12 protein-coding genes are annotated in these 14,773 nt (G+C 41.8%); 1 reads left to right on the top strand and 11 read right to left on the bottom strand.

Translation table 11 applies throughout. The annotated features are described in order from the left end of the window. Positions 1-123: 123 nt before the first annotated feature. From BM056_RS01530 to BM056_RS01505, 6 genes are all read right to left on the bottom strand, one after another. Positions 124-1,014, bottom strand: a complete 891-nt coding sequence (locus BM056_RS01530) for a 3-hydroxyacyl-CoA dehydrogenase family protein (RefSeq protein WP_092468024.1) — start codon at positions 1,012-1,014, stop codon at positions 124-126. 165 nt (positions 1,015-1,179) lie between these two features. Beyond that, a complete protein-coding gene (locus BM056_RS01525; RefSeq protein WP_092468021.1) occupies positions 1,180-2,475 on the bottom strand; it encodes a DUF362 domain-containing protein in 1,296 nt (431 codons plus the stop codon). Between the two features lie 20 nt (positions 2,476-2,495). Further along, complete coding sequence (locus BM056_RS01520) at positions 2,496-2,930, bottom strand: MaoC/PaaZ C-terminal domain-containing protein (RefSeq protein WP_092468019.1); 435 nt, start codon at positions 2,928-2,930, stop codon at positions 2,496-2,498. A gap of 30 nt (positions 2,931-2,960) precedes the next feature. Further along, complete coding sequence (locus BM056_RS01515) at positions 2,961-4,616, bottom strand: AMP-binding protein (protein WP_092468017.1); 1,656 nt, start codon at positions 4,614-4,616, stop codon at positions 2,961-2,963. Between the two features lie 265 nt (positions 4,617-4,881). After that, positions 4,882-6,855, bottom strand: coding sequence for a sigma 54-interacting transcriptional regulator (locus tag BM056_RS01510; protein WP_092468015.1), 1,974 nt, complete (start codon positions 6,853-6,855; stop codon positions 4,882-4,884). Between the two features lie 17 nt (positions 6,856-6,872). Further along, on the bottom strand, positions 6,873-7,448 hold the full coding sequence (locus BM056_RS01505) for a TetR/AcrR family transcriptional regulator (protein WP_092468012.1): 576 nt from the start codon (positions 7,446-7,448) through the stop codon (positions 6,873-6,875). A 359-nt stretch (positions 7,449-7,807) separates the two neighbouring features. Here BM056_RS01505 and BM056_RS01500 point away from each other — a divergent pair, with 359 nt between their 5' ends. Continuing rightward, the gene (locus BM056_RS01500; protein WP_092468010.1) at positions 7,808-8,332 is read left to right on the top strand and encodes a carboxymuconolactone decarboxylase family protein; all 525 of its coding nucleotides are present in this window, start codon (positions 7,808-7,810) and stop codon (positions 8,330-8,332) included. Positions 8,333-8,425: 93 nt separating this feature from the next. On the opposite strand, the gene BM056_RS01495 is transcribed toward BM056_RS01500, so the two are convergent. The 5 genes from BM056_RS01495 to BM056_RS01475 form a co-directional block, all read right to left on the bottom strand. Then, positions 8,426-10,069: a long-chain-fatty-acid--CoA ligase gene (locus BM056_RS01495; protein WP_092468008.1), complete on the bottom strand. Its 1,644-nt coding sequence runs from the start codon at positions 10,067-10,069 to the stop codon at positions 8,426-8,428. A gap of 210 nt (positions 10,070-10,279) precedes the next feature. Beyond that, the gene (locus BM056_RS01490; protein ID WP_092468006.1) at positions 10,280-11,737 is read right to left on the bottom strand and encodes a 4-hydroxyphenylacetate 3-hydroxylase family protein; all 1,458 of its coding nucleotides are present in this window, start codon (positions 11,735-11,737) and stop codon (positions 10,280-10,282) included. Positions 11,738-11,806: 69 nt separating this feature from the next. After that, positions 11,807-12,541, bottom strand: a complete 735-nt coding sequence (locus BM056_RS01485; protein WP_092468004.1) for an enoyl-CoA hydratase/isomerase family protein — start codon at positions 12,539-12,541, stop codon at positions 11,807-11,809. Positions 12,542-13,043: 502 nt separating this feature from the next. Next, the gene (locus BM056_RS01480; protein ID WP_092468002.1) at positions 13,044-13,478 is read right to left on the bottom strand and encodes a YkvA family protein; all 435 of its coding nucleotides are present in this window, start codon (positions 13,476-13,478) and stop codon (positions 13,044-13,046) included. Between the two features lie 217 nt (positions 13,479-13,695). Next, entirely contained in the window at positions 13,696-14,772 is a 1,077-nt protein-coding gene (locus BM056_RS01475) for a tyrosine-type recombinase/integrase (protein WP_092468000.1), read from the bottom strand. Position 14,773 lies beyond the last annotated feature (1 nt).

Genomic DNA, 14,773 nt, shown 5'->3' with positions numbered 1-14,773 from the left:
ATATATAAAAATTAATCAATCCTCTAAAAGTTATTCAACAACCGCATTAAAATATTTATAATATTTTGAAATTTAAATTAATTTAAAAACCGCTAAAACCATAGCGTTTTTCCATTGTTTTATCTAGTACCCCCTTTCATTAAGCATGTCGCTGTAATCATAAAAACCCTGACCGGTTTTACGACCTAACCTGTTCTTTGCAACCATGTCTATTACTGCGGGTGATGGCTTGTACTCAGGGTTACCGGTTTCACGGTAATGTTCCATTGAAATTAAAAGCACCAGGTCCAACCCAATTAAGTCCATTTGATAGAAAGGTGAAATTTTATGGCCCAGTCCTTCTTTCACGGCAATATCAATATCCTTAAATGAAGCAACTCCGGTATCATACAAAAACAATGCTTCTCTTTGGACAATTGATAAAATACGGTTAACCAGGAATCCATGAATTTCTTTATCCAACATGATTGGTATTTTGCCCATGCTTTTGCAAACGTCGGCAATTGTATTAACTGTTTCGGTTGAAGTATGAGGGCCCTTCACCACTTCAACCGGCAACATTGCAAGCGGGGGGACAAAAAAATGCATATTGCATAATTTCTCGGGTCTACCTGTAACGTCCGCTAATCTAGAGGTCACAATAAACGAACTATTAGTAACCAGTAAGGTTTGCTTGGGGCAAATCTTATCTAAACGGGCAAACATTTTACGCTTTAAAGCTAATACTTCCGGGATAACCTCTATAACTAAGTCAGCGTCGCTTGCCGCTTCTTCCAAATTACTGGTAAAAGATATATTCTCTTTACCTGCACATGCCGCATCTTCGGTCATTTTGCCTTTGGCTACACGATCAGGTAAATATTTTTCCATAAACAGCCGGGCTTTTTCCAGAATTTTTTCGTTAATGTCATTGCACTTAACTTGATAACCGGCCAGCGCAGCGCACAGGGCAATTTGATGGCCCATTGTACCCGCTCCAACCACGCAAACCTTATCGATACCTTTTACCTTCACTATTTACAGATCCCTCCACTATTTATAGTTAAAAGTTAGTCTATTTTTCTAACAATAATGTTAATTAATTTAACAAGTATAATCTTTTTATTTTGAATATTCCAAAAGCACTACCGTAGTAATAATGGAAGCTCCCCTATTTAATAGGGGAGCTTTTAGAAGCAATTATTTTACTTTATATAGTCCCATATCGAAACCATCTTCTGCTTTATAGCGATTAAAAATGTAATGGCGATACATTACATACTGGTTATAGTCACAGGCAATTCCCTCTTCCTTCATGGCTTTTTCAAATTCCATTAAGTCCGGGGGACATCCTTTGATGGCAATGGCATGCTTAATATTGGGGTTATCTTTATTTAACTGACAGGGACATCTGCCAAATAAAACAGTTTTGTCAAAGCCAGGTGCAGCAACTTGTACTTTACCGCTTACTACTTCGAGATTGGGTAAGGGCTCGCCCTTAAAAGCCGACATAAACATAATCAATACCGGGTTGAAGAGCATTGAACAACCTGTGCACATGGTGTTGTCATACTTGCGTATAGCAAGCCCGGTAATACCACGTTTGGCGAAACCAACGGGACCGGTGTTTTCCTCAGTCCATTCCCAATCATAATCCAGAAACTTGCTGTTTTTCTCTACATCTTCTCCCCTAACCTCAATATCATTAATATCAAGGCTGCCGCCATTACGCTTGGCGAAATAAGTTAGGAACTCAACATCTTCTGCCTTATAACCAAGCAGCGCTGCCCCGACTATATCTGCAGACAGCGTATCACGCGAAGCAACCAGCAGGTTTAGCCTCTCGGCTTTGCCGGTTGGCCCCGGTCCCTTGGCCAAACCAAATACACCGTCGATCAAGGTTAACGCTACAGGCAATTTTTCAATGATGTGCGGGAATATATAGTTCAGGTCAGTATCTTTATTGTGACAGAACATTTTTGATTTGCGATTTAACACGCCTTTAAAGTTTTTAATGCCCAAAGACACCATGGTCTGATTATGTGTTTTCAACACCGGCACATTTATAATCTTGTCGGCTGCAAGCACACTTTCGGCTATTGATAATTCATAGCCGCCGCAATCAACCTTTTCAAATTTCTCTTCGTTAAAATCAATTAATTTTACTCCGTATCTTGCTTGTAACTTATCGTAGCCTAATTCCTTAAATATAGCCTGACCAATCGTTCGGGGGACCATTAACGGAGCTTCACCGATAGTAAGGTCGGTAAAACCCTCTTCGGCTAAAATTTGCACCAGCGCCGACATTACCGCTGATGTGGCAACAACACCGTATGGTGGAAACGGCAGATCAAAATCCCACGATACCAAATTAGGCTTAATTAAAATTTTATCCCCTTTATGCAAACCGGCCAGACCCTGGCATAAATCCAGCGCCTGGCGTACTGACTTATAGGCATCATCAAACTTTGTCACTGATACTAACAGCTTAGTCATTTAAATCAAACCTCCATAAATTAAATCCTTTTTTTTATTAGCAATTGCAAAATTGCTGCCATTACTGTTTTGCCATCCTGGTTTTTTATTTCCTGCTTTATCTTAACCAAGCCCTGATTCGATCCTTTATCTTTTTTCTCCAAAACTTCAAGTTCAGCATGAATAGTGTCTCCAATTAACGTTGGTGCTGTAAAACGCACATTATCCATGCCGTAAAACGCAACAACTGTTCCTCCCGAGAGATCCCATAAACCCGATGATACGGATAATACCAGCAAACCATGAGCTATCCTCTGCCCAAACGGTGATTTGGCGGCCCATTCCCGGTCAGTATGTAGTTGGTACCAGTCACCACTAAACGCTGCAAATAAAACAATATCGGTCTCTGTAATGGTCCTGCCGCGAGAAGCCCAACAGTCACCGACATTCAAATCTTCATAATAACTACTTAACAAAGCTATAACCCCCTTTTGATTGGCTGCAAGTTAAAACCTTTTATCCCACTCATTTAAAAGGAATCTATTAACCTTACCCGTACCATTGTGAGGCAATTCAGGCACGAACTCAATAATCCTGGGGTATTTATAGGCCGCCATCTTTTGGCGTGACCATTCAATGATGTCACGCTGGCTAACGCTGCCAACATATTCTTGTCTTAATACGACATACGCCTTCACAGTTTCTATCCGGTAAGGGTCTGGTATGCCTACAACTGCAGCCTCAGCTACGGCGGGGTGTTCACATAGAAAATTTTCTACTTGCTGTGGGAATATCAGAAAACCGGAAGCTTTAATTATTTCTTTTTTTCTGCCAACAAGATAAACAAATCCGTCTTGGTCCAATCTTGCTACGTCACCCGTAGCAAGCCACCCGTCATGAAGTGCCAACCTTGTTTCACGTGGTCTATTCCAATAACCCAACATTACCTGTGGTCCCTTTACCATTAACTCACCTTCTGAACCCAGGGGCAGTTCTTTATCCCAGTCGTCAATATCAACAATCTTAATTTCCGTTTCATGTACTGGAATGCCGACAGATCCGGGGCGTGGGTTATCCATTGGGCTTAAGGTCACTTGTGATATTGTTTGGCTTAAACCATATCCTCCACCTAAAGATGCCCCTCCTGTAAGTTCACAAAAGGCCTGAACTACTTTAGGTGAACCTCCGGACAAGCAACAGCGGAGAGAAGTTAAGTCACGGTTTCTAACGCCCGGGTAATTCAAAATAGCAATATTCATTGTTGCGATACTGGCCCAGTGGGTACACCGGTATAACTCTATTGCTTTAAGAACCGTTTCGCTGTCATACCTGGCCAACAGTATCATTGTTCCGCCTGAATAAAAAGGCATACACATGCTGTGCACAAGTCCTGTCGCTTCAAACAGGGGTAAAACTGACAGATGTATGTCACCCAACCTGCCATCAAACCAGTTGGCTGATACTGCTGTATTAAATAGCAGGTTACGGTGGGTTATCATGGCGCCCTTGGGCGTACAGGTAGTTTCTGCCGTATACTGCAATAAGGCCAGGTCGTCTATTACCGGTTCTTCATTAATCTCCCGGCTATCCCGGGACAACATATCTATGAAGCGTATTGCGCCCGGGGTTTTAATTGATGCGGTTAAAAGAGTGTGGTGTGGCGGCAATGTTGGGTCTTGCGGTAAAAATTCTTTACGATTGGTTGCAATTACGTTTGCCACAGGTGTACGCTTCCAGACAGAATTGAAAACCGGGAAAAGGTCATCTTGCAAAATGATAGTTTCCGCACCTGCATCTGTTAGCTGGTAAACAAGTTCATCACCTAAAAACATTGGGTTAGACGGCACTATTACCGCACCGATTTTACATCCCCCAAGCATAGCTATAATAAACTGCGGGCAATTTTCCATATAAAGGCTTATACGGTCACCATGTCTAATTCCCAAATCTACTAATGAAGATGCAAAGCGGTTTACCAATTGGTCAAGTTCACTATAGGAAATAACCCGGCCATAATAATTCACCGCCGTACGCGTGGGGCTATTTTGAGCATGCTTTGCAATAGTCCAAGTTATTGGCTTTTCTGGGAATTCTAAATTTTTAGTGACTCCTTTGGGCCATGATTTAAGCCAAATCTTTTCCACCATAGTTTTTACCTGCATTTATTTTTTTGAGCAAATAATACTAAGCACATGTTATTCACAATAGAAAAGTTGTTAATATAATAAACATTAAAATTTGATAATCACAATATACTGCTGTTTAATCATTATGAATAATGCAACCCATTTATTAAACAAAAAACAAGTAACCACCGTGGCATGTTATTAACGTTACTCTAGCTTATGATACTTATTGCAATATTTATGCCAGTCAAAAGAATAAATAACAACTGAACCAACTTTTTTAAATATGACATATCCATACCTAACCAGTCATATCAACTTTTTTAAGCTTTTTCCATAGGGTGGTCCGGCTTAAACCCAGCACCTTGGCTAATTCTCCTTTACCGCCTTCCACCACTTCAGCAGCTTGTTCTATGATTTGCCTTTCCATATCTTCCATACTGCCTAACTTAATTACCAGCATATGCTTATCATATAGGGAGCTTTCACCCGGCATGTTCTTTTTAAGCTTATTAAGCAAGCTCCTGAGTGTTTTACAGGTAGTTGCATCTTCTTCACCCAAAGCCACATATCTTTCGACAAATCCTTCCAGTTCACGTATGTTGCCCGGCCAAAGATAGCTTTTCTGTTCTTCCAAGACTTTTTCAACAATATGTAATTCTTGACTGTGATCAGAGCCGATGAGCCGTTGGTAAAAATGCTTAAACAGAAGAGGTAGGTCCTCCATACGCATACGCAGTGATGGAATGTGTAGGTGCAGTACATTTAGTCGATAGTATAAATCCACCCGGAATTCGCCTTTCTCAACAGCCTCCTGCAAATTCCTATTGGTAGCACTTATTACCCTAACGTCAACTGGAATCACACGTTGACTTCCCACGGGCATTATTTCCTTTTGCTGGAGCACTCGCAGCAAACGAGCCTGCAGAGTGGGACTAAGGTCACCTATTTCATCCAGAAAAATTGTCCCCCCGTGAGCCATAGCAAATAAACCCTGCTTGCCTCCCTTTTTGGCGCCGGTAAACGCTCCTTCCTCATAACCAAAAAGCTCACTTTCCAACAAACTTTCAGGCAGTGCTGCACAGTTTATCGCCACAAAAGGGCCATTGCGGCGGATGCTTTCGTTATGTATACTTTGGGCAAATAGCTCTTTACCCGTGCCGCTCTCGCCGGTAATTAACACAGCTGCATCTGAACGGGTATATTTCCGCGCTTCCCTGATGGTTTCTTCAATCATAGCACTGCGACCAATTATGTCACTAAAACGATAATGAGCTATTAATCCCTGATGGTTAATCTCTTTACGCAGGCTGGTTTCTATTCGTTTAATTTTCTCTGTAACCTGAAAAGTAACTACAAGGCCAGACTGATTATATATAGTTACCGGGATCCTGTTTATAGTAAAGGTTAAGCCGTTGAATTCAACTGTTTCACCGCTGGTGGCAGTACCATTGCCAACAATTTTCTTACAGGCATAATTAGATTCAATTACCTTACTGATGGGCTGTTCCAATACTGCATCTGTCGACAGGCCGATTATTCGCTCCGCAACTGAGTTAAATATGGCAACTTTGCCCCGCTCATCCACCGCCAGTATTCCGTCATAAGCATTTTCTAAAATAGCCTGGAGGGACTTGCAAAGTTTTACATTTCTACGACTTATTCTGGTTATTTGAACTGCTTTCTCCAGTGCATCTTTAATCAGCAATTGATCGCAATGGATTAAAAAAGCAGGTAAACCTACTTCTCCGGCACATTCAACAGCTGAAACGGTAGTGCTAACCAGAGCATCAATGTTTCCTTGCATATTATTTAGCCGCCTAATTAGCTCGTCCTTTTCACGATACAAAAGGGGTTCAACGTCCAAGTCCAAAGTAGAGGCCAAACCGGATATGTCAACGCGTGGTGACAGATAATCCAGTTCTGCAAGAATTATTTTTCGCCCCTCTTCTTTGGCCCTGCTTAAGGCAATTAATACTTCATAAGCAGAAACCTGAACTGTAAAAACAGGCAGCCTAGTTTTGCCACGCAATTGGTCGGCTATATTTTCACAGGTTACAACCGCTTCAACGGCATAACCGTTTTCCCATTTTTTTAGCATCCCGGTTATATCAGCATTTTTATAATCATTTATTATCAGATTTATTCCAAGCTCTTTTGCTAATTCACCAGCGATTTTACTTAATTCTATATTGGTAGAAATTAATTCTATCTTGGGCAGTATCACCAAAACCACCTCTAATGAATAATTAAACTCAGGTATAATTATAATCATTCTTTTATCACGTGCATTTATTTAAATAGATTTACTCCACCCATTAATATTTCCCAAAATATTAATCCAATTTCTCCGGGTTTAAGTTTGCCGGCAGGGTTCATCCACTGGTGGGTCCAGTCACACATGCCAAAAATCGCTTTGACAATAATATCAACCTCCAAGTCCTTACGAAATTCACCGTCGGCAACTCCGGCTTCCACCACTGACTGAAATATTTTTTCACAATGTTCTCTTTTAGCTTTTATAATCGCCATTTTATCTTCACCAATGTATTTATATTCTTGAAAGAAAACGACGACATAGGGCTTAAAATCAGCTATCAGTTGGACCAGGTCTATGATTAATTGCTGCAATTTTTGAGCGGCATTAAGATCTGCCTTTTGTAATACATGATTTGCCTTTACTAATAACACATCAATAAATCTTTCATGTATTACGAATAAAATTTCGGTTTTATTTGGGAAGTAATGGAATACAGCCCCTTTGCTTACACCCGCGTTTTCACTGATTTCCTGAATGGTTGTAGTATGATAGCCCTTCTTTTCAAAGAGTTCTACTGCCGAAAGAATAATTTTATCACGAGTCTCCATAAATCATACTCCTTGTAAAACAATTTGGTTAACTGAAAGATCCAATATTTATACCGGCTGGCCGGTTTAATATTTGTCTATAGCATATTAAGTTTAAAAAATTCTGTCAACAATTAAATTGAGAGCCCCTTCCCGGTTAAGGCGGGTCTCACAAGAATTTTATTAGGACTCTTGGATGATGCCTTACTAGCAAGGCATCAGTTTTGCGTGTACGTTCTTTAAACCAGATATATAAAAAGAAACCTGAGCAAAATTTGACCACAAAGTATTGTTAATATACAATGGGAATTTATTAAAAAATTTGATAAAATTTTACCTGGATTGGGCCGATATTTCAAAAAAATTAAGGGGAGATAACAATGCCAAGATTACCTGTTTTACCTTTGGAGCAAATGCCAGAAAAAACTCGCAATATGATCACAGGAGGGAAATCCGGTTTAAGTGGCTTAAATATCAATAAAATGATGGCACATGCGGAAAATAGCGTTCGCCATTTTGCGCGCCTGGGTAATTCTTTGCTTACTCAGGCTGAACTTAACGAAAGACTGCGTGAACTGGTGATTCTCAGAGTGGCCACCCTTTGCCACAGTCATTACGAATGGTACCAGCATGAAATTTTAGCCAGAAAAGTGGGGATTCCGGAAGAACAAATAACTGCTGTGAAAGAAGGACCTGACAGCCCGGTATTTAATTATTTGGAAAAGGCAGCGCTGCGCTATACCGAAGAGGTTACACTTAACGTTAAATCCAGTGATGAGGCTTTTAATGAAGTTGCCGAACATTTAAATCACCGTGAACTGGTGGAATTAACCTTGACAATAGGCTTTTACAACCTCGTTGCCCGCTTTCTGGAAAATACAGAGGTCCAAGTCGAAAACCAGTAATTCTGCTCTAAAAGCAAGGCGGTTAGCTTAAACCAACCGCCTTGCTTTTATGATTTATATTTAAGTTTTTGTTTAAATTTTTTCTATTTATAATTATTTACTTGATTGCTCAAGTTTTTTCTTCTCTTCTTCAACCAGCTTGCGCCTTAAAAGCTTGCCAACTGCTGATTTGGGAAGATCTTCTCTGAAATCAACCATTTTAGGAACCTTGTAAGGGGCAAGTCTTTCCTTGCAAAAACCAATAATCTCTTCTTCCGTAGCAATTTCACCCTGTTTAAGAACAATATATGCCTTTACTGTTTCACCACGGTAAAGGTGGGGAATCCCGGCAACCATTGCTTCTTGTACTTTTGGATGTTCAAAGATAACTTCCTCAATCTCACGGGGATAGATATTGTAGCCGCCGGCGATAATCATATCCTTTTTACGGTCGACAATGAAGAAATAGCCATCTTCATCCATTCTAGCCATGTCACCGGTATGCAGCCAGCCATTAATTAGGGTCTTCTCCGTTTCCTCGGGGCGATTCCAATATCCCTTCATCACCTGAGGCCCCCTGATAACCATCTCGCCAACTTCACCAACGGGCAGCGGGTTTCCGGTATCCGGGTCAACCACCGCAGCATCAGTTGCGGAGTAAGGTATACCTATGCTGCCAGGTTTGCCAACACCAAAGAGTACGGGGTTGCAATGGGTTACAGGCGATGCCTCGGATAAACCATAGCCTTCACAAAACAGGGAATCACTGCCTTCCAACTTTTTATTCATACCATAATACACTTCCAACGGCAGCGGACCGGCGCCGGAATTATACAGCATTACGTTGGAGAAATCCTGATAGTCCTTGAAGTCCGGGCTATTAAGTATAGCAAAGTACATCGTGGGAACACCCGGGAAAAACGTGGGCTTATAATCACTGATAATTTTGCCAATTTCTGCGGGCACAAATCTGGGAACTAAAATCATGGTAGTTCCGGCAGCCATAGCCAGGTTCATGCAGCAGGTCATACCGAAAACATGGAAGAAAGGAAGTACACTAAGGATAAGCTCCTTAATTTCATCCTTAATGACAGATGCCATTACCTGACAGGAATTGGCATACAGGTTGAAGTGGGTGAGCATAGCTGCCTTGGGCACACCGGTAGTCCCACCGGTATACTGTAATACGGCCAGGTCTTCCATCGGGTCTACTTCAACAACTGGCGGCATCGGACGGTCTACTGAGTACAGGTCGGGTAACCAAATAGTATCATCGGGCATAGTTTCCGGTTTGCCTGTGAATCCGGTGATAAATACTTTTTCCAGCTGAGTATTTGCGCGTATGTTTTTGACCCTGGGATAAAGGTCGGCCAGGGTAACCATCATCTTGGAACCGGAATCGTTAACCTGATGCTCGATTTCCCTTTCTACATACATGGGATTGGTATTAACCACTACCCCTCCAAGACTTAATATAGCATAGTAAGCTATTACAAAATCAGGACAGTTAGGAAGCATAATGGCTACCCTGTCGCCTTTTCTTAAACCCATCTCATTTAATGCCGACGCAACTCTTCTTACGCACGCTTCAAGCTGAGCATATTTAATCTCCTGCCTATAAAAAATAATTGCAGTTCTATTTGGCGCTTTTTTAGCCGAATTAAATAACAAGCTGTGCAGGGGCTTGGGATCAATTGTAATATCCCAATCAATACCTGCGTTCTCGTAAATTTTTAAGTACGGCCTTGGAAAATCCATCCTCTGACACCCCCATATTAATTAAAAATTGTCGCAATTTAAATCATTGTGCAATTTTCATACCGGATGTTCAAATTTATAGTTTTATGTAAAAAACAAATAGCCGCAGGCTATTTCTAAAAATATTAAAAACCGCGGCACTAATGAAAATATTTATACTTTTATACCAAGTCTATATTTTAAACAAGAATGTTAATTAATTAAACATTATTAATTATCTTCTTCTATACCGGCAACGACTCTAGCCAATTTCTTTTTATAATCCAAATTGGCCTGGCGTGAAATCATAATCCTCTGGGCCTGGGGAGAGCCGGCGCCATGCATAGACTCAGTCCGGTAACCAACAGCAGCACAACCAAGGGTCATATTTTCCACCAGTCGCAGCATTCGCATGCGGTGCTCCGTCGGTACTGTCTGTACACCTCTGAAGTACTTTTCTATATACGGACCAATTTTAGGATGTCGGAAGTCTTTTTCCGATGGCATTGTTACCATTAAACCACCAGCGATATCTTCAGCCAGCCGGGATATTTCATAAGGGAAACGGGTTACGTTCTGTTTGCAAACATTAGCCAATAACTGATTGATTAGAAACGTTCCCGAGGAAGTCCGGTGCCCCTGGCAGGAACAGGCAATACCACAGGAATAAAGTGTCTCGTTAAGGTGAATCATTTCAATCAATTTATCTTTGATGTGAGAGGCTTTAGCTGCGCCATTGTAATCAGCCAGCATCGCAGCGGCGCCGATGAGTACGTCACCCACCCCAACCTTGCATCCACCGTAACTCTGACGGTGATAACCGGCAAAGCGTTCAACCAGATTCCCGGCAAACTGGTATTCCCTGAGCATAAACACACGTTCTTTAGGAACAAAAACATCTTCAAAAATAACCAGTGCTTCCTGTCCACCATAACGCGCATTACCAACATCCATATCCGAACCTTCCATTTTTCTGGTATCACAGGACTGGCGCCCATAAATATAAAAAATACCAGGGGTATCGCTTGGCACAGCAAATGAAACCGCATAGTCCTTGTCTAGCTCGGCCATGGCTATAGTAGGCATGACACAGATTTCATGAGAATTAATAGCCCCGGTTTGATGAACTTTGGCCCCGCGGACCACAATCCCATCTGGGGATTCACTTACCACACGCAGGTAAAGGTCTGGGTCCGCCTGTTCACTGGGGCGTAAGGAACGGTCTCCTTTGGGGTCAGTCATGGCTCCATCCACTACCAGGTCGTTATCCTGCACATATTGTAAAAAGCTGCGAAACCGCTGATGATAAACCGAACCCAGTTGCTGATCCATTTCAAAAGTGACACTGTCAAGGGCATTAATAGCGTCCATGCCTACACAGCGCTGGAAGCAAGAGGCTGTTTTTTGCCCCATCATACGCAACATCTGCACTTTGCTCACCAGGTCATCCGTGCTCTGGTGAAGATGGGTGAACCTGTTGATGGTTTCTCCCGATAGGTTGGATGTCGTGGTCATCAATTCGCTGTACCTTTCATCAGCTGCCAGTTCGAAGCTCTTAGCAACAGAATTGATAGAAGGTCGAACAATAGGGTGATCTACGAAATTTTCCAACAATTCTCCAAACATATAAAGTTTAATATCTAATTTTCGTAAACTATCCAGGTACTCCTGCGTGGTTTTTAAAGCCATTGCACATCTCCTTTTTAAAGTTTTTAGTAGACCAAGATTTTCTGCAATTCAGACCCCGCACATTATATACTACTTTCCGCCAAAGGATTTCTTAACAGCTTCCATAAAGTCTACCGCATCATGACGCACGGCAGTATAGAAATCCGTATCCTGGTAACGGTAAAGTATTTCTCTGGTCATCCTTAGGGCATGCTCTTTTTTGGAGGCCAAATTTTGGGCAAGCTCCAGCGCCGTTGGCATTAACCGGTCATCTGGCAACACTTGCGTTACCAAACCCATGTTCAAGGCCTCCTGTGCATCAAAGGTGCGAGCGGTGAGACATAATTCCATGGCACGGCCCAGGCCGATTATCCTGGGGAGCATGTAAGGGCTGGCAAACTCGGGCACTACTCCCAGATGGGTAAATCGAAAGCACATTTTGGCGCTTTCAGCGGCAAGCCTGATATCACACATTAAGGTAATTGTTATACCCATGCCCACAGCTGCTCCGTTGATGGCTGCAATTAAGGGCTTTTGAAACTCATGCATCAGGGTAATCTGCTGCCCCGCCCCTCCCTGGTTCAATGAAATTTCAAAACTGGTCGCACCTTCGCTAAAAGATTTTAAATCAGTGCCTGAACTAAAGGCAGGCGGAGTACCCGTTAATATAACCGCACGAATAGAATCATCCTGATTGGCCCGGCGCAATATTTGCAGGTATTCTTCATGCATTGTCCTATTCCAAGCGTTGCGCACCTCCGGACGGTTCATGGTAACGACTAAAACGTTTTCTTTTACATCGTAAAGAAAGCATTCGTAATTCATGTTTAACCTCCTATTGTTTGTTGTACATTATCAATAAATTTTAATAAGTATTATTTGCAAAGTTGATACCATACTGATCGTGGGCGCATTGTTGTTGGTATTACGAGCAGGTGAGAACAGGGGGTACTGCCAGCGGTATTTTTCAGGCCACCTTAAACCTGTGCAGTGCTCTGGGGCCTCTTTTGGGAGGAATTATCGCCTAGTGCTTTGACACAAAAGTCCTGAAACGAAAACTAATGACTTTAAAGCCAAAATGATTTACATATAAAACACTATCGGTTAATAACTAAATTCTCGTCAGGAATTTTGTGTCAAAGCTGCACGTTTTCAATCGAACTAGTGCCGTCTTAAAAAAGGATGTTTTGCCAAATAAGTTATAAGCTAATTACATTGCCCAAAAGTGTGCAAGAATTTATATGTCAATGCACTAGTTTACGGGCTACCACGGGGTAATGCTTTTTGCTGCCGCCATCGGGGTAGCCGGGCTGGTAGTGACTATGCTTTAAAATCTTGATTTTAGTTTATTCCACAAACCACTACCAATCATTTTATCGGCAACCTTTAGAATTTGCTGAATAACCTCTAGTACATCCCCTTCACCAGCCCAATATTTTCTTACTACTCCAGGGTCAGTATTATTAATTATTGAGTTTAAAACATAGGCAGCCACTGCAATGTCCTCAACATATCCAGCAGGGCCAAGTAATGCTTCTGGCACTAAATCTATAGGACTGATGAAATAAGCAATTGCTGCTGCCAGTTTTACTTTATCAGCTACCAATACCTCCCTATCAAGAGTTAGCTTATATAGCAAATAAAACAAATCAGGGGCAAGCATGATGTATTCGGCCCACTTATTATTCGCCCCATCTTTACTTAACCAGTCTTTAATTTTGATCCTTAATTTTTGGTAGAAATCAGCCTCTTTTGTAGTCAAGATCAATCACCCCCGGAAATTTAAATTAATTATAGGTTCGCAATTTGTCTGTTTTTTCCTGCTTCAAAAAACAGATCTGCTTAAAACAGAAAAAACCCGTAAGTCCTTGATTTATAAGGCTTTACGGGTTTCATGAAATTACTTTCTGGTCGGAGCGACACGACTTGAATGTCAACTCCAAAACTGTCAACCCCTCAGGCTATTGTGTTTGTCCATGCTAGTCGGACAAACTGTCCGACTCAAGATAATTTGCAATGCTCACTCCGCCCCTTATTGCATGTGCGTATATCGCTGCCGTGGTAGCGGTGGAACTATGCCCTAAGAAAGCCGAAACAGTGGCTAGTCCTTCCCCGGCATCCAATTTTATAGATCCTGCGGTGTGTCGAAGACCATGAAGTTTGATATGCTCTAATCCAGCTTTTTTTAGTGCCCTATTCATAGTTTTCCGTACAGCGCTCTCTTTCATGGGCCTGCCATCTAATGCTGGGAAAACCAAATTATCCGGATTGGTGCATCGTTCAACCTGTTTATGCCTGGCAAGCTCTTTTAAAGTTTCATCATCAAGTTGAATTGTACGTCGGCTAGAAAAGTTCTTGGGTTCGTCTTTCAATATCCGCTTACGGCAGTTTGCCGAACGCTGGATTTTAAATGTACTTTTGTCAAAGTCCACATCTTCCCACTTCAAGCCCAGGACTTCACCAAGCCTAATCCCTGACACAGCCAACAAACGTATAACCAAATAATGGCGATAACCCTTTGCAGCTTCCAATAGTTGATACAATTCCTTTCGGCCTAAAACAATTGCTTCTTTACGTGGAACTTTTGGACGCCTTAAACCTTCCAGCGGATTATTGCTTAGTAACCCCCAGACGACAGCTTGCCGTACGGCTGTCCGTAAGGTATCAAAAAAGTCACGCTTAGTCCGCGGAGAATTATTTAGCCCTTGCAATGCTTGTTGAACTTCTGGTATGCTTAGTTTATGCAAAGAAAAATCACCAACGCATTCCTTTAAGCGCCGAACGTGCCAAGCATTTTTTGCCCATGTACCTTCATCGTAAGTTTCTTTAGTTACAATAAGCCACTGATCCAGGTACTCACCTAGTGTCATTTTACCGGCCTTTGATCCCGTATATTTTTTCTTTAAGGACAATTCCAACTCATCTGCACGGAGTTTTGCTTGTGGCCGGGAACCATAAAAAGTTTCGCTATGACATAGCTTCTTGCCAGTGTCATCTCTGCCCAAATAGATTATTATTGCGTATTTATTTGGGCCTCTTCTTCTTATCTGTGCCAAT

Origin of the sequence: Desulfotruncus arcticus DSM 17038, from assembly GCF_900113335.1 — a bacterium.
In the GTDB taxonomy this organism is placed as follows: Bacteria; Bacillota; Desulfotomaculia; order Desulfotomaculales; family Desulfallaceae; genus Desulfotruncus; species Desulfotruncus arcticus.
This window is presented reverse-complemented; position numbering and strand designations above follow the sequence as displayed.